The following is a 22,995-nucleotide window of genomic DNA, read 5'->3' as shown; positions in this document are numbered from 1 at the left end:
CGGGCGGCACGGAATTGCGCCACCCGTTTCTTGCTGTTAGATCTTATTTCCCCCTGAAGATGGTGATATAACCTTTCAGCACGGTTTCCTTGCCCTGCCTGTCCGTAAGTTTCAGCAGGTAATAATAAGTGCCTTCCAGCAGGCCGGTTGCCTCCCAGGTGTTGCTATAATTTTTCTGTTCAAACACATGGTTGCCCCAGCGGTTGATGATCGTGAGCTGGTTTTGCTGGTAAAGCTCCAGTCCTTTGATCACGAAGCGGTCGTTCATTCCATCGCCATCTGGGGTGAAGATATTGGGCACTTTCAGGTCCACGATCTCCTTGTTGTCCGTGGAAGTGTTATTGCCCGGGCTGGCATCCGCCAGGCCTGAGACGATGTTCACGCTGTTGGATATATTCCCGGTGGATCGTGCGGTGACCGTGATCACCAGCGTTTCCGAAGCGCCCGGCGCCAGGGATGCGATGTTCCATGTCAGGGTGTTGCTGGCGTTGGAATGCGCGGCCGTGCCGGTGGTAACGGTGTGGCTCTGGTAACTCAGCGTGGCCGGCAATACATCAGTCACCACCACATCCGGCGCGGCAACAGTGCTGTTGTTCGTGGCCGTAATGGTGTACCGGTACACATCGTTCGGGCGTACGGCCTGTGCGTCGGATATTTTCCTTACTGATACGTCTACCTGTGCGGCTGTTACGCGGATCACAAACGTTGTGCTCACCGAACAGTTGCCGCCGCTGGTGTAAGTGTAGGTCAGCGTATGACTTCCAGCCCCGGCGGTGGCCGGGTTAAAGAATGCGCGGCCATTTTCCGTAACTACGCCATTGCCCGAGAATATGCCTCCGGCAGGCGTGGCGGTGAGCTCGCGCCTTGCATCCGCACTGTTCATGTCTGCGGTGCTGCTGGTGATCTGGGGCGTGGGTTTCGCGAATACTGTTACGACCAATGCGTTGCGCAGACTCTCACATCCAGCCGCATTGCTTTGAGAAACCCAGAAGGTGAAGATGCCCGGGGTTGCCGTATTGGGCACCGGCGTAGCCGCAAGCGGCACTCCGCCGGTTTCGGAATTGTACCATTTCAACAAGGTACCTCCGGCTTGCAACGGTGTGGCGGCGTCTCCCTGGCAATAACTGATAGCAGCTACTGCCGGAGCAGGCAATACAGCGGGTTGTGCCGGTACGACGGCGCTGGTGGCCGTTGAAGTACAACCCGAGGCATCTCTCGCCGTCACGTTGTAAGACCCTGGCGCAACACCGGCAAATGTGCCGGACGGCTGGTAGTCTGTACCATTGATGGAATAAGTCATGCCTGCAACCATCGTTGCGGAAATCTTTCCTGTGGCCACTGCGCAGGTAGGCGCGGTGACGTTCACCACAGGCGCGGCGGGTGAGGCCGGCTGGGCCGGTATCACAGCGGATGTGGCGGTAGAGGTGCATCCATCTGCATTCCGTGCGGTGACGCTGTAGGTGCCTGGTGTTACATTGGTGAATGTAGCGGAGGCCTGGTAGTCTGTACCGTTGATGGAGTAGGTGAGACCGGCGCTTGCAGTTACTGTAATGGTACCGGTTGCCACTGTGCAGGTGGGCGCGGTGATACTGATGACAGGTGCCGCCGGGGTAGCCGGTTGTGCCGGGATCATCGCCGTTGTTGCCGTGGAGGTGCAGCTTTGTGTATTCCTCACGGAGACGTTATAAGTGCCGGGTGCAAGGTTCGTAAATATGCCGGTGGCCTGGTAGTCTGTGCCATTGATGGAGTAGGTAAGGCCGGCGGTTTCCGTTACGGTAATGCTCCCGGTCGTTATTGTGCAGGTAGGCGCGGTAATGGCCACAACAGGTGCTGCCGGAGCGGGCGGCTGGGCAGGCACTACAGCCTGTGTGGCCGTGGAGGTGCAGCCATCGCTGTTCCGTGCGGTGATATTATAACTGCCTTGCGCTATGCCCGCGAATGTTCCGGACGGCTGGTAATCTGTACCATTGATGGAGTACGTCAGGCCCGCAACTTCCGTTACTGAGATCGTGCCTGTAGCGACCGTGCAGGTAGGCGCGGTCACGTTGGCTGCCGGAGCGGCGGGGCTGGCCGGTTGTGCCGGTATCACCGCGGATGAGGCGGTGGATGTACATCCGTCGCTATTGCGCGTTGTTACGCTGTAGGTGCCGGGTAATACATTGGTGAACGTACCGGATGCCTGGTAGTCAGTTCCATTGATGGAGTAAGTCAGCCCGGCTGCTTCAGTCACGGTAATCGTACCGGTGGCTACCGTACAGGTCGGCGCGGTGACCGTTACAACCGGAGCGGCGGGGGTGGACGGCTGTGCCGGTATCACTGCGGACGCGGCGGCAGACGTACATCCGTCCGCGTTACGTGCCGTCACGCTGTATGTCCCGGGCGCCACATTGACAAATGTACCGGACGCCTGGTAATCCATACCATTGATGGAATATTCCAATCCTGCGATCTCTGTTACCGTAATCGTTCCCGTCGCTACCGTACAGGTCGGCGGCGTCACCGTTGCGATGGGTGCCGCCGGGGTAGCAGGTTGCGCGGGTATCACGGCGGATGTTGCGGTGGAGGTACAACCATCCGCATTACGCGCTGTAACGCTGTATGTTCCCGGTGTCACATTTGCGAATGTACCGGATGCCTGGTAGTCTGTACCGTTGATGGAATATTCCAGCCCTGCAATTGTTGTCACCGTAATGGTACCTGTAGTGACAGTACAGGTAGGCTGTATGAGACTGACAGCCGGTGCGGTGGGGGTGGGTGGCTGCGCTGGTATCACAGCGGATGTTGCTGTTGATACGCATCCATCAGCGCTACGCGCTGTAACGCTGTATGTTCCCGGTGCGGCATTGCTAAATGTGCCGGATGCCTGGTAATCTGTTCCATTGATGGAATATTCCAATCCTGCAATCACCGTTACTGTAATCGTTCCCGTCGCTACCGTGCAGGTCGGGGCTGTGATGTTTATTGCAGGCGCGGCGGGTGTTGCCGGTTGTGCAGGTACCACAGCGTTTGCCGTGGCGGTACAACCGTTTGTATTCCTCACGGTGACAGTGTATGTTCCCGGCGCCACATTCGCGAATACACCGTTATTCTGGAAGTCCGTTCCATTAATGGAATATACCATTCCTTCCACATAAGTAACTGTGATAGTGCCCGTTGCTACCGTACAGGTGGGGGCGGTGATATTCGCCACGGGAGCCGCCGGAGTTGGCGGTTGTATGCCAATAACAGCCGGGGTTGCAGGTGATGTACATCCATCGGTGTTACGGGCTGTAACACTGTATGTACCGGTGGCAACATTTGCAAATGTACCCGAAGCCTGGTAGTCTGTGCCGTTGATGGAATATTCCAGCCCTGCAATTGTTGTCACCGTAATGGTACCTGTAGTGACAGTACAGGTAGGCTGTATGAGACTGACAGCCGGTGCGGTGGGGGTGGGTGGCTGCGCTGGTATCACAGCGGATGTTGCTGTTGATACGCATCCATCAGCGCTACGCGCTGTAACGCTGTATGTTCCCGGTGCGGCATTGCTAAATGTGCCGGATGCCTGGTAATCTGTTCCATTGATGGAATATTCCAATCCTGCAATCACCGTTACTGTAATCGTTCCCGTCGCTACTGTACAGGTAGGCGGCGTCACCGTTGCGGCTGGTGTGCCGGGGGTAGGCGGTTGCGCGGGTATCACAGCGGATGTTGCTGTTGACACGCAACCATCTGTATTGCGCGCGGTAACACTGTATGTTCCCGGGGCCACATTCGTAAATGTACCGGATGCCTGGAAGTCTATTTCATTAATGGAATATTCCAGTCCTGCGATTTCTGTCACCGTAATCGTTCCCGTTGCTACCGTACAGGTAGGCGGCGTGACGGTTGCAGCGGGTGCGGCAGGTGTAGCCGGTTGTGCCGGTATTACCAGGGATGTCGCTGTTGATATGCAACCATCAGCATTACGCGCGGTAAGACTGTAAGTGCCCGGCGTTAAGGTTACAAACGTACCGTATGCCTGGTAGTCTGTTCCATTGATGGAATACTCAAGCCCTGCGATCGTTGTTACCGTAATGGAACCTGTTGCCTCTAAACAGGTAGGCGGAATGACCGTTGCAGCCGGCGCCGCCGGGGTTGCCGGTTGCGGGGGAATGACCAGCGGCAGCGGATTGGAGACGCAGCCGTCGGTATTCTGTACAATGAGCGTATAATTACCCGGCGCCAGGCCCGCAAATGTACCGCTGGTCTGGAATGCGCTGCCGTTCAATGAAAACGTATTGCCCGGTACTTCAGGCGCCACAATGCTGCCCGTTGCCACCGTACAGGTAGGTGGTGTCACGGTGCCGCTGGCGGATGGCGGGGAGGTCGTGATGGTTACCAGGTTGCTCTGGCTGTTACAGCCGGATATGACTGTCCTTCTGAACCAGGTATTACCGGTTACAGGCCCGGGGCTGTAGTTGATGGTGTTATTGGTGCCAGGCGCCGGAGCAAACCCTTCTGAGTCACTGGTGGTGCTCATTTCCCAGAGATAAGTAAAGACGCCGGTGCCGCCGGTGGGCACAGTGCCCGTCAGCGTCGCGGGTGTTGCATTTTCGCAAAGCGACTGGTCGGAACTGATGACATTGTTCCCGATCGCGCCTGTTATTGTGTGGCTGAATGACTTGATATTATTACAACCAGTACCGCTGGGCGGGGCATCACATTCAGCAAATCCATCCGTTGGCGGCGCGGCGTCAGGATTAGTGGCATCCGGATCGGTGCAGTCCGCTATCCTCATCACACGGCCATCTACCGTCAGCGTTGTACCGGCTAAGCTAACCGAGGTGCCTGAGATCGTGATAAATAAAGAAGAACCGCTTTCCATATTCAGGTCCGCGCTAAAGCCGGCGGGGAAAAGCTGGGGGTTCGTTGCTGAGGCTGTACCGGTAGCGGTGATCTCAAAGGTGGGGTTCAGGAGCGGTGGAGGGACCGATGCAAGGAAAGTCGCGCCCGTCACATCGCTGGGCCCGTTGTTGCGGATATGTATCGTATAGGATATAGGTGAGCCAACGCAAGGGCTGGGATTATCGGCCGTCACGGCCACCACCTCAAGGTCCGCTTCCCGTACTTCCAGCGGCGCGGTGTTGAACAACTGGTCGCTGCTGATGTAACTCCAGCTGTCCATGCCATTGTTGTCTCCGAAGTTTAAATTCCAGGTATGCCCGTTCGTATTGCTGGGCTGCCCGGCCAGGTTGCGTACGGGGTTGGACGGTGTGCCTACCACGGGGATATTGGTATCATCCCAGTAAAGAATGTTGTTGGGCGCACCCGCCCCCGTTATCCGGGTAACGATGATGCCGGCGGGATTCCTTTCCACATCCAGCAGCGGGAAGTGTACTTCGCCGCTGAGCATTTCCACTTTTATGCTGCCCGGCGCGAAGGTGGTGCCGCCGGGTACGGGATTCCCTTCACCATCCAGCGCATCCCAGGGCACACTGTTTGTGCCGATGACGGAAAAGCCGGTTATCACCCTGTCCTGTACGTCGGTAAATATGCCGTTCTGGTTCACGTCCAGGCTGAGCCTGTACGCGCCCACGGCTGTGGAGTTGAAAGTAAATGTGCCGCCCAGCGGGAAAGTGCCGGTGGCATTCGGGGTGCCTTCTCTGCCGGTAAAGGTGAGCGTACTGAGGGTAGGATCTATAGGTGTGGTCAGCAGCCAGACCGTTCCCCCGCCCGCGATCGGCGCGGAGGCCGGCATGTCGGCGGCTGCCTGGTTAAAAAATAGTTTGTGCGTTACATTCGTCGCGTCATCGGGTGTGGTGGGGTTGTGTACGGGGATGGTGCCGGGAGTGGTGCCGATGCCGGCCACACTGGAGTACGCTGAATTGCCCGATCCGTCGCGGAAGCCCTTATTGTTCACAAAGAACTGGAAAGCCACACCCTGCATGCCGTTTGCATTCACCGAATATTCAAAACCATCGCGGGTGAGCACGTAGAAAATGCCGTTGAAGGAACCGAAGGTGGCGCCCACACTGGCTGTATTGCCTGAAAAGATATGAAGATAAGAACGGCCGGGGATAAACGCGGTATTGCTGCCATTACGCACGGATACGTCGAACGCCGCCAGGTACACGCTATTGATATTTTGTGTCCATGCGCCGTTTGCCGGTATAATGGGCGTAGTGCCGGCGGCCGTGGTGCTGGTGGACGTAAAGGTGATCTCCCAGATGCCGGCCTGCCCTGCGCCCACCGTCACGATATAGGGATTGTATCCGGGATCGGCGCCATTGGTGGTAAGCCTGGGCCCGAGCAGTTCCGCCGCCCTGTCCGGTATCAGACCGACGGTTGCGCTGTTGCCGGATGAGCCTGTAGCCCCATTGGGCGCCACCCAGGAGATAGTGCCGCCGTTGATGCCCTGTGCACTGGAGCCCAGGTAGATCCGTTCTCCCACATTCGCATACACGCGGATGATGCCGGGATTGGGGTAGGGGAACTGAGCCGTGGACGTGCCGCTGCATCGCCAGAAGGCGCGGCTGCCGCCGTTGGCGGATAATTCTTTGCTGCCTTCGGCGTAAACGCGCACAAAAGCCAGCAGGCTAAACAGGATAAGATAGGTCGTGCGTACGGTTCTATACATATGTAGGGTGTTTCGGGGACTGACGATAAAATACACTGTTATGCATCGCATGATGAGCGGGATAGGGAAAACAGGAACAGGTAAGGCATAGCCATACAAGCATGGTGCGCCTCGTGGGGTAGGCAGGTTATGATAAAATCATACGCACAGACTAGGAACACAGGCCGTGAAGCTCAAAAAGCCGGAATAGTTATGACGCAGTTATAAACACGGATCAGCAACACAAGCATCGTGCAGCTCTGAAGTCGGGAGGTTATGACACAATATGGGTGTCGGATTAAGCTAAAGGGGAGAATTAGGGTGGTAATAAGGGATATACGAATATACAATTATTTATCTTGTTGCAAGGTGTTTTTAACAGGGGTGCTTTCTTTTGTTAATGGACAGAAAATACCCGCTCCGGGTAGGACATGAGGGGGATTTATGGACCGGCTTTTCCGCTGCTTCGGCTTTCCCGCATATTTGTTTAATTTCGCCCCAAATTTCCGGACAATGAATTTTTATACGAGGAAGTGGGTGAAACCTGAAGACCTGAATGCACACGGCACTTTATTCGGCGGCAGCCTCCTGAGATGGATCGATGAAGAAGCGGCTATTTATGCCATTATCCAGCTGGGCACCAATGGTTGTGTTACAAAGTATATGTCGGAGATCAATTTTATCAATTCAGCCCGGCAGGGCGATATCGTGGAGCTGGGTATCAAAGCCACGCACTTCGGGCGTACTTCTATCACCCTTGCCTGCGAGGTGCGCAACAAGATCACGCAGAAGTCGATTCTCACAGTGGATAAAATAGTATTTGTAAGTGTGGATGAAAACGGCGTACCGAAGCCGCATGGCAAAACGGAGATCACTTACACGGACGAGCGCCTGCGCGAAACGCCCTGACCGGCGTTATTGTATGATCCGGTAGGAATATTCAATTTCCAGTTTCTGTTTTCTCTCCTGGAACCAGGCTTCGATATCTTTAAGGTCGTGGCCTAGCGTATACATCGCCGCTCTCACTTTTTGGAAGGATACATTAAATTTTACGGCCAGTCGCATCAGCTCCTGTGCGGGAAGGTTGTTGTGTTTCGTCTTACGGCTGTTTTCCATCGGGCTGTCATTTAGCCATTATACATACAATTCTGTGCCAGGATTACGGATAGCGGCTGAGCGGGCTTCCCTGTACCAGCCATTTTACCGCCTGTGGAATTCATGCGGCAAAATGGGGACGGGCGGATGTGGAAGTATCGAAATCTTTGTATTTTGATCCGCATTAAAATTCCACTTATGAGACTTACCATGCTCTTTATGATCCTGAGCCTGCCCGTTTTTGCCCAAACGGATACATTACCCAAAAGCACGGAAGTGCCGGGGCATCCGCGTATTTTGTTATTAAAAGGAGAAGAGGCGCAACTGAAGAAGCTGGCCGCATCGGATGCTGTATGGCGGAAGATGCACAACGCCATCATCGCGGAAAGCGATATGATGCTGGGCCTGCCCAACCTTCAACGTGAACTGGAAGGCCGGCGCCTGCTGGGCGTTTCCCGCGAATGTATCCGCCGCCTCTTTTATCTTTCCTATGCCTGGCGTACCACCGGTGACCGTAAATATTTCACCCGCGCGGAAAATGAAATGCTGGCCATCGCCGCGTTTGCGGACTGGAACCCATCCCATTTCCTGGATGTGGCCGAAATGACGCTTGGCATGGCCATCGGTTACGATTGGCTCTACAATGCCCTGCCTGCCTCTTCCCGCAAAACCATCTCCGCTGCTATCCTCGAAAAAGGCGTGAAAACCTCGCTGGACCCGAAAAATAACGGCTGGCTGCGGGCTACGCACAATTGGAACCAGGTATGCAATGCGGGCATGATGTACGGCGCGCTGGCTATTTACGAGCAGCGGCCCGAACTCGCTTTGCAGATCATCAACCGCGGCATTACCACCATTCAGCTGCCCATGGCGGATTATCAGCCGGGCGGCGCGTACCCCGAAGGATATGGTTACTGGGGATATGGCACCAGCTTCAATGTGCTGTTCATCAGTGCGCTGGAAAAACTGTTCGGAAAAGACTTCGGGCTGACGGAAAAACCGGGCTTCCTGCAAACTGCCGGTTACCTCGAAAACATGACCGGCCCCACCGGCGCGCCCTTTAACTATTCCGATGCGGGCAACGGCGGAGGGTTGAACACCGCCATGTTCTGGTTCGCCGGCAAACAAAAAGACCCCTCGCTGCTCTGGGTAGAGAAAAGCTGGCTGGAAAGCGGTAAAACGCACACGCGCGACCGCCTGCTGCCCGCTATTATGCTTTGGAACAACAACATCCCTCTTTCCTCCGTACAGCCGCCTTCCGCTCTCCTGTGGACCGGCGCGGGAAGAAACCCCGTGGCGATGATGCGCACCTCCTGGACGGACAAAAACGCCATATTCGTGGGCATGAAAGGCGGCTCTCCCTCCGTGAATCACGCGCATATGGACGCTGGTTCTTTCGTGATGGAAAGCGACGGCGTACGCTGGGCCATGGACTTCGGTATGCAGGATTACAATTCACTGGAATCGAAAGGCATACAGATCTGGGGCCGCGCGCAGAATTCGCAGCGCTGGGAAGTATTCCGTTACAACAACTTTGTGCATAATACACTCACGGTAAACGGGCATCTGCAAACCGTGGAAGGAGATGCGCCCATCACCGCGTTCAATCGTGGCGAAGATTTCCTCCAGGCTACTACAGACATCACTTCTTTGTATAAAGGCGATCTTGAAAAAGCTGTCCGCGGCATCGCGATCGTGAACAAACAATATGTGCTCGTACGCGATGAGATCGTTGCACCGCAAAAAGAAACTGTTATCCGCTGGACCCTGCTCACGCCCGCTGATGTGAAGATCACCGGCGATAATACAGCCGAGTTTTCCAAAAACGGCCAGTCGCTGACGCTGAAAGTAGACGCGCCGCTGCCTGTGCGGATGAAGACCTGGAGCACACAGTCTGATAAAGATTATGATGCGCCGAACAAAGGCACTATACTCACGGGTTTTGAAATGACCGTGCCCGCTGGTTTCAAAGGCGCGCTGAACGTGTACCTTTTGCCGAAAAAAGACATACAGACCGCTGCGGTAAAGGCTTTGGGCGAGTGGCCGGCTTCGAAATAAATTCTTGCCGGGAATTATGAAATCCGGGAATTAATGCGCATATTGAAGAACTCTTTATAGACTCTTTATTGTTTCGCGCTCACCCGATTTCTTCAATAAAAACCAAAACCCAATGGTAAGAAAGAACATCCTGTGCTGCGGCCTGCTGGCCGGCACCCTGTTTTTTGCAAGCAGCTTCATGAACCCGGCCGTGACCCCGGCAACACAAACTGTGGCCTCGTTCGCAACGACGGACACGGAGTACTTTACCCTCCACGGACGCAGTGGGGAAGTTTCGATCACCTATTTTACATCAGGCGGCATCTATTCAACGCCCATGGTGACCATCGCCGGCATCGGCTCGTATCCCATGACCAATGTATCGCATTCGCCCGGCACACCGCCTCTCCCGAATGTGGACGGTTTTCACGTATCCATTCCCGGCCCTGACGGGGACTATATCGTGGACATCAAGGTACACGGCGTGGTGAACAGCTGGTGGAATATAGCGGAGGTGACGAAAGACTTTATTGATTTGTAGACATTTTTAAGCCCCTGCAGTGTTATACCGCAGGGGCTCTTTATATTGTATGCCGGGCTCTGTTATACCCTGGCTACCCTTAATAAGATCGGGAACCTCACCGTCAGCAGCGACTCCTTTCCCCATGCCGCTTTCAGATCGTCGGAGATCAGCTCCACGGGGTCCGTGCGGCGGTCCTGTATGTAATGATGCACCGCGCTCCAGGTAGACAAATACCCTTTCAGATGCTCCAGCGACCATTCTTCTTTATGTTCAAAATACGGGGAGGGCTGGCAGGCGTATGGAAATGGAATGGTCATGTAATTTTCATCAATGTATTTTCTTTCCCTGTCCCAATACTCGCCCACGATCTGTACGTACAACCTCCTGATTACTGTGTCCACCGCGGGCGTGATATGCAACAGGCCATAACCGATCACCGCCAGTACGCCGTCTTCTTTCAGCGTACGGTTCACTTCTTTATAAAATGCGTCAAAATCAAACCAGTGGATAGCCTGCGCTACAGTAATGAGGTCGAAGGTATGATCGGGGAAAGTGGTCTGTTCGGCGGGTTGTAAGGAGTATTCGATCTTCGGGTCCGGTTTGGCCTGCTCGATCTGCTGGCGGCTGATATCTGTTGCATATACTTTCCGGAAGTGCTGAGAGAGCCTGGAGGCTACCTGCCCGTTTCCCGTGCCGCAGTCCCAGGCTGCGCCGTGTGCGGGCACCAGGCCGAGGAGATAATCAAACAACGCGTCCGGGTACTGTGGGCGGAACTTTGCGTATTTCCCGGCGTGGACGGAGAAGTTATCTTTCATGGGGGAAGGGTTTATACTGCAAAAATAGGCATTATCCATGTAGCGGAGCCGCTGCCCGTCAAAGAACAATAAAGCCCGCACCGGCGGCGCACCAGTGCAGGCTTTACCGTTAAGGTATCCTGGTTGTCCTGTTTTTCGTCAGCCGCTTTCCGGGAGCAGGAAAAAACATGCAATTCCGGTGCGGCCCTCTGTGATCTATTGGAGCGGTTTGGCTATCATGATCAGGTTGCCGCAGGTGTCCTCGAAAATGGCGTGCCTGGAAAGGGTGTCCTGTTTGGGTTCGCCCCTGAACACTACGCCCAGGTCTTTCAGGCGTTTGTATTCCACATCCACATCATCCACCCCGAATACGGTCAGGGGAATGCCCCGGCTGTACAGTTCTTTTTGCCAGGTAACGGCAAAATCAAACCCCAGGGGCTCCAGCAGCAACTCCACGCCTTCGGTGGCGTCAGGGCTTACTACAGTGAGCCAGCGGGCGCCGCCTGCGGGGAAATCTGTCTTTTTAACGAACCCGAGAATGTTCGTGTAAAACTGTAATGCCTTCTCCTGGTCAGGCACCAGCACGCTGGTAACTACTATTTTCATTTCGTTTACGTTTTAAGATCAGTGCGCTGATCAATGTTATAAGAATGCCCATGGGCAATATTTCCATGTATGTAACAAGTATTACGCCGATAGGAGTTTTGTACCACATCCTGTACATGGCCATTTCCTTTTCCACGTCCGCCTTGCCGTCAGGCCCCATGGCCTTCAGCCTGGATACTTCGTATTTATCCAGGAAATCCGGGATGAAAATGTAAAAGTCTATCAGCCAAACGACCACATACATCGTGGACGCCACCAGGGTGATCAGCAATCCCACTTTCAGCGCTTTCAGGAAAGTGATCTGCCCGCCCAGGTATTTGTCCCGGTAGTTTTTAATGCCCACGAAAACCATGGAAAATGCCAGGGCCATCACCGCAAAGCCAATGACCATGTTCCCCTCGAAATCCGCGTTGTTGTAACAGACGGTAACCGAGCCGATCATCATAGCGGTTACAATTAACCCCGCGATAAGCCCAAAAATGAATACGATCTTTTTCATCAGTAGTAGGTTTTATGCTGCAAAAATGCGTGAACGGAATGGGTTTTCCCTCATACTTTAGGCTGATTCTGAGGATTTCAGCCTAAAGTATTAAATCTCTTAAGGTATGATATTCAGTTTCTTAGCTTTGTCGATGGCCTGGGTGCGGCGGCGTACGTCCATTTTCTCGAGCACTTTGGACGAATGGGTTTTGATAGTGCTCAGGGACACATATAACTTTGCGGCGATTTCCTGGTTGCTCAGCCCTTCCGCCATCAGTTGCAACACTTCCAGCTCCCGGCCGCTGAGCCCGGTTTTTTCCAGTTCTTTTTCGTTGACGGTAAATTCAGGGGGGCGGGGGAGGAACACTTCTTTTTCGACCACTACGGTATTGACCTTCGGCGTGGAAAGTTTCAGCGCCAGCCAGATGCCCAGGGCGGTGAACAAAATGGCAATACCGCCGGCATATATCTCGAAAGCGTTGTTGATCACAAGGAACCTCAGTTCGAGCCAGCGCAGCACGAACAGCAGTATTGCCAGTGAAATGGTGTAGAGTATGGTGGATTTATGCTTCGTGAGCCATTTCCGCACGGATAGACAAATTTTGGTTTACCCGTCAAAATTAATACAATTTTCGAGGGAAGGGATAACCCGGCCTTGGAGCCATCCCTTCCGCCGGATCTATGGCGTTTTTACAAGCTCTGCCGGTTTGAGCGGCTGCGGGGAATTGTTCCAGGTATCATTATAATAGATGATGTCGCTGAGGTCCGCATCGGGGGATTCTTTCAGGCCGATCACGTGCTGTACGTCCTTTGATTTCACCATTTTCAGCCCGGAAAGCTGCGCCTTTTTCACATCGTCCAGGAAAATGGCGTAACGGCCATCCCTTTGTTTGTAATTAAAGCTGGATGCTTTTACAGTAAGCCCGTCCACATGTCTGGCCCAGAGACCATAGGAGGGCTGTGTCTTCAGGTTGCCCACATTGTATTGCCCCACGCCCAGTTCCGGTGGCGCGGCTTTAGCATCGTCCGCAGGATTGCCGCCCATGTCCTGGATATGTACGTCAGTGAACTGTACGTTTTGAATATAACCGGTATGCCGCCCGTCCGGCAGGCGGAAGTCCAGCCCGCCCTGTACGGCCGATGATTCCGGCAGGCTGTACCCCGCAATGATGGAGGTGGAACGGCGCTGCGTGCCGTCGAATGGTTTCCAGCGTTTGCCGCCGTAGGAGCTGCCGCTGTATACTTCTGAAATGTCAATGCCGTTGATGATGATGTTTTCCACCCGCCCGATATTCACATTTTTCACGAGCAGCTCATTGCGGGTCTTGCCGCTTTCTGTAAAGGTGTATTTACCAGCCGTGGAACCTATCACGCGGCCACGGTTGGAAATGGAGATAAAGAACGGCGCGGTGGTGCGCAGCATTTTGGAACGGGCGTGGATGGGGCCGGTATGGCCGCAGTTCAGGTGCACGTCTTTGATATGCGCGCCATCGTTCGTGGAAATGGAAAACCCTGCTTTGTTCGCACCCAGCACATATATGTTGTCCACGCAAAGGTCTGTGATGTCGTCCGCTGTTTCGGAGCCGATCTGGAACAGGTTGCAATTCGTATCGCCAATAATATTGCGCACCCGGTAATGCGTGGCGGGGCGGGTGAAGCCGAGTGAACAGTCAGAGCCGGGTTTCACGATATCGTCCGAGCTTACTTTGGAGTAGATGTTGACGGCCTCCACATTATTGCAGGCCATAAAATCGTAAATGTCCCGCACATTGCCGGTGCTGTATTTCCCGAAATAGGTATCGTGCACATGAATATTGTCCGTGCCCGTAGCGAGCAGCACAAAGTGGCCGCCACGCTCTATTTTGAGCATATTGTCCGTATTAAAATCCTTGCCGCCATCCGGTGTAGCGTAATAAGGTTCGTCTTTTTCGGCATCATACCAGAGGTCTTCTTTCCGCTGGATGCCGCCAATTTCAAGGTTGGTGCAGAGCTTCAGGGAAAATATTTTGTCCGCCCGGTTGTCTGGCTCATTACTCATTACTTTGTCACTGTTCACAAGATTGCCGTTGCCCGTGATCAGGCCGTTGCCGATGATCTTGATATTGTCCAGGCGTTTGCCGGTGAACATGGCATTGTTAAAATAATGATGGCCCACGTCCTGTTTGGTGAGATAGTTCTCCGGATCGTCATAAGGGCCGGGATCGGTGGGAGAGGTGCCGGAGCGGTATTTTTTATCGCTGAACCAGGTGGGCTCGGGCGCGTCTGCGCCTTTCATGCCTTTCAGCACCGCGTCCTTGCTTACGTAAAGGTATACGTTGGATCGGAGATGGATCGTGCGCACGTTGTATTCGCCTTTGCTGAACAGCAATGTGCCGCCGCCGAGATTATACAACGAATCGATCGCCGTGTTGATCACTTCGGTGTTATCCGTTCCTGAAGGTTTAAACCCGCTGATGTCCATTTTGCCGGTGAAAAACTTCGCGGTATTGGACGGGCCTGTGCCTTTTACATCCAGCCGGAAAGTGTACAGCATACCGGGCTTCAGCCCGGAAACGGTGGCGCCGCCATCACGGATCACGGCTTTGGCAGGCGTCCATTTTTTACCATTGTCCAGGGACTGCATCAGCCGGATGTTTTCCGGATTACCGGTGGCAGCCCAGCGGAAACTGGCGCCGGTGTATAGCTCCGGTGTTTCTATGTACGTTTTTACTTTTAAAGGTTCGCGCGCAAAATCGCTGATGCCGCGTTTTACGGTAATGGCGGCAACGGCGGAAGGGCTGGTGAGCACAGCGGGCTGCGCGGTGGTGTACTCTGCTTTGATATCGGGTTTGCCGGGAGCGGCGAAACGTACTTCCTCCACAATGAGTATGATATCCGCCCCATTGTCCGGCCGGAGATCGAGGTGGCGGAGGGTGATGATGGTAGAGCCGTCCGCTGCTTTGCTGACATCGGCATCACCTACTTTGGAATAAGAATAGTTCGTTCCTGTGCGGCCGATGGATTGCAGGGGCAGGCTATCCAGCCTTACAAAGCCGCGACCGATCACATTGACCAATGTATTTTTCAGCGAAACGTTTACAACCGCGGGGAATTGGATGCGTACCGTTGCATCCGGGCTGCGCTGGCCGGCGGTGAATTTTATTTCAAGGCGGCGGGGTGCGGCGCCCGCGGTAAACGCAGGCTGAAGTATCTCCAGTTCTCCGCCCAACGCCATTTCCTGCGCACCGACCTTATATATTTTCCGAACAGGCCCGTCGCCCAAACCGTCTGTAACATGCAATTCATCACCGCTCCTGGCCGGGCCGTCCTTTTGCACTATGCCATGTCTCATCACTTTATACGTGGGTATGCTCACGCCGCGCCTGGGCGAGAGCTGCTTTATGGAAACATCCGTATAATACCCGAGCATGGAAACATCAATGTTAGTGAGCACCGGCCCCTGGTCTTCCGGGGAATCCACCGTAAAGCTCCGGGTAGTACCCGTGATGATAATAACGGAGTCCCGGGTAATGCGGGAAATGTATTTTGACCGGGCCTCCGGTTGAAAGGATTGCGCCATAGCGGGCACCGCGCAGCAGGCCATTGTAATGGAAGCCAGTACCGGTAGTAGTTTCATACGAGGAATTTGTCCCCGGAAATTACATATCTCCAACGGGAAAACCGGCATTTTGTGAAAAAAGTACCGGGGATGGTTATTTCAGGATTATGCCGGCTCGTAGGTGAGCAATACCGTTCCGCTTTTGAATACCCGGTGATCCACCAGCTTCAGGTCCAGCTTTTTTTGCATACCGGTAAAAATGGACCTGCCTTCGCCGAGGGCCACCGGGTCTATCATCAGCTGGTATTGGTCTATCAGCCCCAGGTCGGACAGCTGGGTCACGATGCTGCCGCTGCCCAGTATGGTCAGGGATTTATCTTTTTTCAGTTTTTTGATCTCTTCACCGATATTGTCTTTGATGATCCGCGTGTTTTCCCAGTCAGCCCTGGTAAGGCTGTGTGAGATCACGATCTTCTCCGATCTGTTCATTCCCTTTGCTATATCGGGCATGGTTTCCATCGCCATAGGCGTGGGCCACCAGCCGGCCATCATTTCGTAGGTCACCCTGCCAAACACCAGCACGCTGCCCGATCCCGCGCCTTCCGCCGCATATTCACCTTCTTCCCCGCCGGGCTGATGCGTATGCCAGGATACATCGCCTTTTTCTTTGCCTTCATAAAAGCCGTTCAGCGTCAGGAAATTAAATACGGATAACTTTCCCATAAAAATGATTTAGTGATGAGCAATGAAGGTAATGCTGCAAAGCTAATGCCATGGCAGCGGGTGGAAGGGGGGCATATATGTCAATGTAAGGGCGTGAACCGGCCATTGGGGACAGGTTTTTTTCAACAGCGGTTTGTATTCTGAATCATGGCGCCGTATCTTGTTAACCCATGCAGACCGGGCCACCGGGAAAACCTAAAAGATTCCATGCTTTCTATTCAAGTTCAACACACAGCCGCGGTTGCGGAACGGGAACCGCTCATCCGCCCTTTTGGTTTCAAGGGCAATTACCTGACCGAATTATGGCAGGCCGTAAGCCGCATCACATCGGCGAATGGTCATTCCGCCATTGGTCTTGCCACGCAAAGCGTACTGTACGGCGATGCGGACTTCTTTGCGGCGCATCCCGAACAGGATGGGAATGAAAAGATGTTTGCCCTCACCAGGGAAGCGCTTTCCCTGATGAAACAGATCCCTTTCACAACGCCGCTTGACCTACAGGAGCAATTGCTGCCGCGGGTAGTAGCCGCGGCGGGGGATATCACGGGCAAGCCGGATATTCATATCAACTTCGTGCTCAATTCCCTCGTGAGCGTGGACAATGCCGCCTGGCTGCTGTACGCACGGGAGAATGGCCTGCGGAGTTTTGATGAAATGATACCCGCCGCATACCGGCAGGCGCTGAGCCATCGTAATAACCAGATCGCCGTGATGTTCCAGGTGTCTTACAACATGCCGGTGGAAGATGTGGTGAACGCGGTAAAGGCGGGATATTTTGTGATCAAGATCAAAACAGGAGCCCCGGGTACGCAGGAAGAAATGCTGGCCTTTGACAGCGCGCGCCTCACGGAGATACATGAAGCAGTGAAAGACCTGCACACCCCGCACGGCCCGGTGCGTTTTACGATGGATGCAAACGGCCGTTACGAAACAAAAGACACGCTGCTGCGTTACCTCGATCATGCGCGGCGCATCGGTGCATTCGACAGGATATTGTTGTACGAAGAACCTTTCCGCGAAGAATTTACCCAACCTGTGCATGACATTGGCCTGCGGCTGGCGGTGGATGAAAGTGTGCATTCCGAAGCGGATGCCCTGCAACGGCTGGAGCAGGGATATACCGCCCTTGTGCTGAAAGGCATTGCCAAAACGCTGAGCCTGTCCATGCGCATCGCGAAGCTGGCGGCGGAAAGAGGCGTGCCTTGTATGTGCTCGGACCTCACGGTCAATCCCGTGCTGGTAGACTGGCATAAAAATCTTGCCGCGCGCCTGAGCCCTTTCCCCGGCATTGGCATGGGCATGATGGAAACCAACGGGGATATGAATTACACACGCTGGGCGGAGATGAAACAGTGGCATCCCGCCGCCGGCAGCAGCTGGACAGAAGCGGAGCAGGGCGTGTTTAATCTCGACGCTGATTTTTATGTGCAAAGCGGCGGGATACTGGCGCCGCTGCCGCATTATGAAGAACTTTTTAAACAGACCTAAACAAGATTCATGCGGCATCCGTGAAGTACGATATAACCTGTGCCGTCATTGCGAGGAGCAGCAGCGCTAAAGTGGGTGGGGCGACGAAGCAATCTCCTCCATCGAATGGATGTACGCCAATATCTGGAGATTGCTTCGTCGCGGCTCCCGCACAAATCCCCCGATGCTCCTCGCAATGACGAGCTTTTCACAACGACGCCCCAAACAAGGCCAGTTCTGAGGTAGATTTTCCCGCATTACTAAAGCCCTTGCACCAAAGTGCATAGTTTTAACTAACGGCTGGGACCAATAAACGAACAAAGCGGCGCAGGCCGCTTTGTTCGTTTATATATACTTCGGTTTCCAAAGGATTATTATTTACCCGAGATATTTTTTCAGTTCCGCCGCGCCATGTTCCACCAGCGAACGTGTTTCCGGCAGGTGCGCCAGCCCGTCCAGCATACCCCAGTCGTGTATCACGCCGATGTAGCGGATGGTAGTGACGGTTACGCCCGCTTCAGCCAGCTTGCGGCCATAGGCTTCGCCTTCGTCGCGCAGAATGTCGTTTTCCGCCACCTGGATCAGGGCGGGAGGCAAACCTTTCAGTTGTTCTACCGTTGCCTGGAGAGGTGAGGCATGGATATCCTTCCTTTTTTCCGGATCGGGAATATACATGTCGTACATCCAGCTCATCAGGGATTTGGTGAGGAAACGTTGTGTGCCGAACTTACGGTAACTTTTGGTGTCAAAGTCCGCATCCACGATCGGCCACATCAGCAGCTGGAATTTGATCTTCGGACCGCCGCGTTCTTTTGCGAGGATAGTGGTCACGGTGGACATATTACCGCCCACGCTATTGCCTGCAATTGCCATGTTTTTTCCATCCACGCCAATTTCGGCGCCATTCTCCGCTACCCATTTGGTGGCCGCATAAATTTCGTTGATCGCCTGGGGATAAGCCGCATCAGGGGTCCGGGTATAGTTCACAAACACGGAGGCGAAGCCGGAAAGCACCACCAGGTCGCGCATGAGGCGCTGGTGAGTGGGGAAGTCGCCCAGTATCCACCCACCGCCATGAATGAACATAAACACGGGCAGCGTGCCTGTTGCGCCTTCAGGTTTCATAATATGCAGCTTGACGGTATAACCATCCGCGGTGATGGTCTTTTCTTCGACGGTAACGCCGGACTTGTCCACCTTCGCCGCTTTCTGGGCATTTACCAGCACGTTGCGGGCATCTTCTGTGGAAAGGCTTTCCACCGGTGTGTCTGAAGCGTTCAACACATCCAGGAAAGCTTTTACCTGGGGTGTAAGATGTGGATCGACAGCGTAATCCACTGGAGTTTGATTTTTACTCATAGCAGAACAATTTTTTAAATTGACAAAGTATGCCCTTAGATAACGAAAGTGATGCCATTAAGGTTTATGGCTGTAAATCAACCAGATAAGAAGTGTTGAATAAAAAACGGCAACGATAATTCGTTGCCGCGCGTGTTTTATCACGAAATGCCGTAATCAGAAGTTATACTCCGGCGGTACGATCCCCTGTATACGGAGGGATATGGTAGCCTGGCCGCGGTGATGACTGATATGGTCCAGCGTGGCGTGGAAACCGTTGTGAATATTCCCGCCCGCGCTCACGGTGTCCTCCAGCGAAGCATAAGCCGCTTCCAGCTCTTGGCGGATCTGCGCTTTATTGCCCTTTACCGGTGTGGGCGCCCAGGCTGTTTCCTGTTGTAAAATGTAATTGTCCCGCCACCACAGGATGCCGTATGCAATGTGGTGCATCAGTTCCCGGAAGCTCCACACACCGGGCGCGGGAGAAAATTCATATGCGTCTTCGGGCATGGCATCGGCTACGTTCAGCGTATAGTCGCGGGAAATGGCAAGGTGTTCCAGAAATTGTGCTTTCATAAAATGTGTGTTTTTATTACAACACGAAGGTATCCCCGTGCCCGGGGAAGCACTTAAGGAATCCTGCTCTTTTGCCGTGAAGTTCTGTAGGCGGTGGGAGGGCAGTGATACCGCTGCCTGAAAGCCGCCGTAAAATGTTCAATACTGTTGAAGCCGGAGGTGAACGCGATGTCGGACACCGGGAGGTCTGTATTCTGGAGATAAACGGCCGCGTTTTTCAGCCGGATGTGCAGCAGGAACTGGTGCGGGGAATGCCCGGTGAAAGCCCTGAAAATACGGCTGAAATGGAAAGGGCTCACATGGCATTGGTCCGCCAGCTCCTGGAGAGAGATGTCGTCGTTGAAATGTTCCATGAGCCAGGCTTTCGCTGTTTCTATAGTACCCAGGTGGTTTTTCTTGAAACGCGGGCTGATCTTTTCGTCCGGGTTATAATCCGTGATGCCGCCCAGCACTTTGTGAATGATCTCGATGACCAGTGAATCCGTTTGCAGGCGGTGCATGCCGCGGTTCAGGATATTCTGCATTACGAGTGTGTGCAGGTATTCAAGGTCCGGCCGGGCGAAGAGGAGCGTGGAATGAAGGTCCGGGTTGGAAAAGAACAGGGTATTGCCGTAAAGTTCCTGCAGCTCGTTGTAAAATGAGGGTTTCATTTCGAAGATGGTGCATTCGTCCGGCACGGCGTGCGCGTGGGTGACGGTCCTTTCAAACCCGGGTTTGGTGATCAGCACACAGCCGGTGTAGGAATCCAGGGAACGGCGGAATACGTTGAACAGGAAATTGCCTTTCCGTACAAAGCTGATACTGAAAGCCTGGCTGTACTCCGGCTTTGAAGTAGTGCAGGCGGTGCAGCGGCATTTGAAGTCGAGCACCCGGTAAAAACCTGAACCGTACAGTTGATGAATATCCGCTTCCATGGCTGAAAAGGTGAATGTCTGATAAAGGTACAGATATCGTGCCTATAACACGAAATGGGAAGGGAATAACGGCCGCGGGCGGCTATCTTTGCCCTTCATTTTTAACGATATGAGAAAGATTTTATCCCTGTGCCTGCTGGCAATGTTGCCTGTAGTGGCTTTCCCCCAAATGAAAAAGGTCGCGGAAAGCGCCGGATTTCCTGAAACAGAAGAAGGATTCGCGCGTATACTACAGTTAAAGAACGGTTATACCATGTTCATTGTTTTTCCCTTTAAACGGGGAACAGATGATGCCGCGATTGATATTAAGATCTATGACGCGAAACATAAGCCAAAAGTTTCCAAGCGGCTCACCCCTAAGTATGGGAAACTGGACCATAATGGCAGGATACTGGCCATTTTTGAAACGAACGGCGACGCGGTATTGCTGGTGCAAGACCAGGAAAAAAGGACGCCTGTCCTTCATCGCCTGGTGATCGACGGTACAAAAGGTGCATTTAAAAAACAGGATGTTGTTGCCACAATACCCGATATACATCTCGGAAGCGCTTTTGCGGTAACATTCGGGAAGTTGCCCCTCCCTGGTTTTTATGTTCATAAGGACCCCAACAGCGATCTGTATGCCATCGCGACTATGAACAGTCTTGAGCCTGATCGGAATAAAAGGATAGAAATGTGCCTGTATAATGGCACTCACGAAGAAGTAAGCCGGGGGTTTTATCATTCACCCGAAGACAAATACAAATACGTTGAGTATATAGATATGGCGATAGTTGACCAGACGGTGAATGTGCTCGGTTATGCCTACAATACCCGCAGAAGCGGCGGCAAAGAGAATATCATGGTGCTTGGCACGCTGCAAAAAGGCGACACTTCCGTAGATGTAAAAGAACTCGATTTTACGCACGACCTTGAGCTGGATCGTGGGGTACTGAGTTATAATCCGGCGTTGAAAAAACTGATGATGCTGGTATACGTCACAAAATCCGGCGGCGATAATGCCAAAGGCTTCACCCGCATGATTTACGTAGATCCGGTAACAAAAAAACAATTAGATGCGGATGATCTTTTCCCGCAGGAAGCGGATGCCAAAAGCAGGGAACTATTCGGCCGGAAAGCCGACTACGAAGGCCGGCCGGTTAATTTTTCCGTGAATCCTGACGGTAGCTTTGTCGTAGTGTACGAAGACCTTGGCGTATACATTCGCGGTGGTTCGACGTATATGAACTCGGGCGGCCAGATGGTGTCCACCTCGTCGAAGATGAACACCGAACTGCAGGACATCGCGGTATCCCTGTATGATGCAAACGGAAAGATCGTCAAAAGTTATTTCCTTCCTAAACGGCATTTCCTGTGGAGCGGGCAGCCGCGCGCTTTTTACCACGCTCAACGCGAAGGGATGGCGGCACGGTTGTTTAAAGGCGATCAGTATAAATCATTCTCCTACATCAACGGTAAAGACAAAAAGTTCATACTGTTCAACGACGTGGAGGAAAATACCGAAAGAGTACAGAAAGGTAAAATCACCGCTATCAAAGGCGTAAGCGACTGCGATGCCTTTTATTATGTGCTGGAAGGTGAAGATGTGCTGCCGAAGCGGGATTTCGTGTACGGTGATGCCGCCAGGAGAAAAGATCACCATTTGGGGCTGTTTGCTGTTGGCGATTACGACAGGGAAACAAATCTGTATGTTACCGTAAAACTCGATCCCGACGCAAAGATCATCAAACTGGTATGGATGGAACCATAAACAAATCATTAACCAAAAAAGCCCGCATAATACTCCATGCGGGCTTTTTTTATGCCCTCATGAAAAATTAATCTGCGCAATTAAAAATAATTTCTATTTTAGTTCAGCAGCCGGAATTGTGGAATTTATCCCACACCGGGAAACAAGACAGTACACCGCCAGACGCGCGTTAACCTATTAATTTTCAGCAACTAACAGCCTGACAAACATTAAGGCCTCAAATTTGTTTATTTATTAGCCGAACCCAAAAAAGAAGATATGATACACCAGCCTTATACAGCCATCAGGACGCTTATCTGGAACAACAGCATCACCACCTTTCCCGAAATAATCCTCAGGATCTCACTGAAACAGTTATGCAAAGACGCCGATATTGAACCCTCCCAAATGCGGGAATGGCTGCATAACATCAGCAATATCACCCTCCAGGAAGTGAAACAACTCTCAGAAATGCTGGAAATACCCGAATACAGGATGATGCGCATCGTGATCGCCACCGAAAAGATGCAGCAGGCCATGAGGAACTAACCCCTCCTGGCAAAGGTAGGAAATATTTCGTACGAATGATAATTTACCT

17 protein-coding genes are annotated in these 22,995 nt (G+C 53.2%); 6 read left to right on the top strand and 11 right to left on the bottom strand.

The window, feature by feature from the left end; translation table 11 throughout:
* Positions 1–43 precede the first annotated feature (43 nt).
* The gene (locus EG028_RS00935) at positions 44–6,598 is read right to left on the bottom strand and encodes a T9SS type B sorting domain-containing protein (RefSeq protein WP_162946179.1); all 6,555 of its coding nucleotides are present in this window, start codon (positions 6,596–6,598) and stop codon (positions 44–46) included.
* A 492-nt stretch (positions 6,599–7,090) separates the two neighbouring features.
* Between EG028_RS00935 and EG028_RS00930 the strand changes: the two genes are divergently transcribed.
* Complete coding sequence (locus EG028_RS00930; protein WP_120514169.1) at positions 7,091–7,486, top strand: acyl-CoA thioesterase; 396 nt, start codon at positions 7,091–7,093, stop codon at positions 7,484–7,486.
* 6 nt (positions 7,487–7,492) lie between these two features.
* Here EG028_RS00930 and EG028_RS00925 read toward each other — a convergent pair whose 3' ends face one another.
* The gene (locus EG028_RS00925; RefSeq protein ID WP_120514168.1) at positions 7,493–7,693 is read right to left on the bottom strand and encodes a hypothetical protein; all 201 of its coding nucleotides are present in this window, start codon (positions 7,691–7,693) and stop codon (positions 7,493–7,495) included.
* 177 nt (positions 7,694–7,870) lie between these two features.
* Between EG028_RS00925 and EG028_RS00920 the strand changes: the two genes are divergently transcribed.
* Positions 7,871–9,730: a heparinase II/III domain-containing protein gene (locus EG028_RS00920; RefSeq protein WP_120514167.1), complete on the top strand. Its 1,860-nt coding sequence runs from the start codon at positions 7,871–7,873 to the stop codon at positions 9,728–9,730.
* Positions 9,731–9,842: 112 nt separating this feature from the next.
* On the top strand, positions 9,843–10,250 hold the full coding sequence (locus tag EG028_RS00915) for a hypothetical protein (RefSeq protein WP_120514166.1): 408 nt from the start codon (positions 9,843–9,845) through the stop codon (positions 10,248–10,250).
* Between the two features lie 62 nt (positions 10,251–10,312).
* Here the strand turns inward: EG028_RS00915 and EG028_RS00910 are convergent, their stop codons facing one another.
* The 6 genes from EG028_RS00910 to EG028_RS00885 all read right to left on the bottom strand — a co-directional run bounded on the left by EG028_RS00910 (position 10,313) and on the right by EG028_RS00885 (position 16,373).
* Positions 10,313–11,047: a class I SAM-dependent methyltransferase gene (locus EG028_RS00910; RefSeq protein ID WP_120514592.1), complete on the bottom strand. Its 735-nt coding sequence runs from the start codon at positions 11,045–11,047 to the stop codon at positions 10,313–10,315.
* 195 nt (positions 11,048–11,242) lie between these two features.
* Positions 11,243–11,632 carry a VOC family protein gene (locus EG028_RS00905; protein ID WP_120514165.1) on the bottom strand — a complete coding sequence of 130 codons (390 nt, stop codon included), beginning with the start codon at positions 11,630–11,632 and terminating at the stop codon, positions 11,243–11,245.
* Positions 11,598–12,131, bottom strand: coding sequence for a DUF4199 domain-containing protein (locus tag EG028_RS00900; protein ID WP_120514164.1), 534 nt, complete (start codon positions 12,129–12,131; stop codon positions 11,598–11,600). Before EG028_RS00900 ends, EG028_RS00905 begins: the two co-directional genes overlap by 35 nt.
* A gap of 99 nt (positions 12,132–12,230) precedes the next feature.
* A complete protein-coding gene (locus EG028_RS00895) occupies positions 12,231–12,701 on the bottom strand; it encodes a helix-turn-helix transcriptional regulator (RefSeq protein ID WP_120514163.1) in 471 nt (156 codons plus the stop codon).
* A gap of 90 nt (positions 12,702–12,791) precedes the next feature.
* Entirely contained in the window at positions 12,792–15,728 is a 2,937-nt protein-coding gene (locus EG028_RS00890) for an endopygalactorunase (protein WP_123864494.1), read from the bottom strand.
* A gap of 87 nt (positions 15,729–15,815) precedes the next feature.
* Positions 15,816–16,373, bottom strand: coding sequence for a dihydrofolate reductase family protein (locus EG028_RS00885; RefSeq protein ID WP_120514161.1), 558 nt, complete (start codon positions 16,371–16,373; stop codon positions 15,816–15,818).
* 207 nt (positions 16,374–16,580) lie between these two features.
* On the opposite strand from EG028_RS00885, the gene EG028_RS00880 reads away from it, so the two are divergent.
* A complete protein-coding gene (locus tag EG028_RS00880; RefSeq protein WP_120514591.1) occupies positions 16,581–17,861 on the top strand; it encodes an enolase C-terminal domain-like protein in 1,281 nt (426 codons plus the stop codon).
* A 357-nt stretch (positions 17,862–18,218) separates the two neighbouring features.
* Here the strand turns inward: EG028_RS00880 and EG028_RS00875 are convergent, their stop codons facing one another.
* From EG028_RS00875 to EG028_RS00865, 3 genes are all read right to left on the bottom strand, one after another.
* Entirely contained in the window at positions 18,219–19,199 is a 981-nt protein-coding gene (locus EG028_RS00875) for an alpha/beta hydrolase (protein ID WP_120514160.1), read from the bottom strand.
* Positions 19,200–19,355: 156 nt separating this feature from the next.
* A complete protein-coding gene (locus tag EG028_RS00870) occupies positions 19,356–19,754 on the bottom strand; it encodes a DinB family protein (protein WP_120514159.1) in 399 nt (132 codons plus the stop codon).
* 53 nt (positions 19,755–19,807) lie between these two features.
* A complete protein-coding gene (locus tag EG028_RS00865) occupies positions 19,808–20,668 on the bottom strand; it encodes a helix-turn-helix domain-containing protein (protein ID WP_120514158.1) in 861 nt (286 codons plus the stop codon).
* Positions 20,669–20,777: 109 nt separating this feature from the next.
* Here EG028_RS00865 and EG028_RS00860 point away from each other — a divergent pair, with 109 nt between their 5' ends.
* Positions 20,778–22,418: a hypothetical protein gene (locus EG028_RS00860; protein WP_120514157.1), complete on the top strand. Its 1,641-nt coding sequence runs from the start codon at positions 20,778–20,780 to the stop codon at positions 22,416–22,418.
* Positions 22,419–22,676: 258 nt separating this feature from the next.
* A complete protein-coding gene (locus tag EG028_RS00855; protein ID WP_120514156.1) occupies positions 22,677–22,946 on the top strand; it encodes a dynein light chain Tctex-type family protein in 270 nt (89 codons plus the stop codon).
* Positions 22,947–22,995 lie beyond the last annotated feature (49 nt).

Origin of the sequence: Chitinophaga barathri (genome assembly GCF_003807585.1) — a bacterium.
Classification (GTDB): Bacteria; Bacteroidota; Bacteroidia; order Chitinophagales; family Chitinophagaceae; genus Chitinophaga; species Chitinophaga barathri.
This window is presented reverse-complemented; position numbering and strand designations above follow the sequence as displayed.

Excerpts from the sequence above, each read along its gene's own strand:
- EG028_RS00915 (WP_120514166.1), top strand. The coding sequence starts at position 9,843 with ATGGTAAGAAAGAACATCCTGTGCTGCGGCCTGCTGGCCGGCACCCTG.
- EG028_RS00920 (WP_120514167.1), top strand. The coding sequence starts at position 7,871 with ATGAGACTTACCATGCTCTTTATGATCCTGAGCCTGCCCGTTTTTGCC.
- EG028_RS00880 (WP_120514591.1), top strand. The coding sequence starts at position 16,581 with ATGCTTTCTATTCAAGTTCAACACACAGCCGCGGTTGCGGAACGGGAA.
- EG028_RS00935 (WP_162946179.1), bottom strand. The coding sequence starts at position 6,598 with ATGTATAGAACCGTACGCACGACCTATCTTATCCTGTTTAGCCTGCTG.
- EG028_RS00910 (WP_120514592.1), bottom strand. The coding sequence starts at position 11,047 with ATGAAAGATAACTTCTCCGTCCACGCCGGGAAATACGCAAAGTTCCGC.
- EG028_RS00925 (WP_120514168.1), bottom strand. The coding sequence starts at position 7,693 with ATGGAAAACAGCCGTAAGACGAAACACAACAACCTTCCCGCACAGGAG.
- EG028_RS00870 (WP_120514159.1), bottom strand. The coding sequence starts at position 19,754 with ATGAAAGCACAATTTCTGGAACACCTTGCCATTTCCCGCGACTATACG.
- EG028_RS00900 (WP_120514164.1), bottom strand. The coding sequence starts at position 12,131 with ATGAAAAAGATCGTATTCATTTTTGGGCTTATCGCGGGGTTAATTGTA.
- EG028_RS00905 (WP_120514165.1), bottom strand. The coding sequence starts at position 11,632 with ATGAAAATAGTAGTTACCAGCGTGCTGGTGCCTGACCAGGAGAAGGCA.
- EG028_RS00890 (WP_123864494.1), bottom strand. The coding sequence starts at position 15,728 with ATGAAACTACTACCGGTACTGGCTTCCATTACAATGGCCTGCTGCGCG.
- EG028_RS00930 (WP_120514169.1), top strand. The coding sequence starts at position 7,091 with ATGAATTTTTATACGAGGAAGTGGGTGAAACCTGAAGACCTGAATGCA.
- EG028_RS00860 (WP_120514157.1), top strand. The coding sequence starts at position 20,778 with ATGAGAAAGATTTTATCCCTGTGCCTGCTGGCAATGTTGCCTGTAGTG.
- EG028_RS00865 (WP_120514158.1), bottom strand. The coding sequence starts at position 20,668 with ATGGAAGCGGATATTCATCAACTGTACGGTTCAGGTTTTTACCGGGTG.
- EG028_RS00885 (WP_120514161.1), bottom strand. The coding sequence starts at position 16,373 with ATGGGAAAGTTATCCGTATTTAATTTCCTGACGCTGAACGGCTTTTAT.
- EG028_RS00875 (WP_120514160.1), bottom strand. The coding sequence starts at position 19,199 with ATGAGTAAAAATCAAACTCCAGTGGATTACGCTGTCGATCCACATCTT.
- EG028_RS00855 (WP_120514156.1), top strand. The coding sequence starts at position 22,677 with ATGATACACCAGCCTTATACAGCCATCAGGACGCTTATCTGGAACAAC.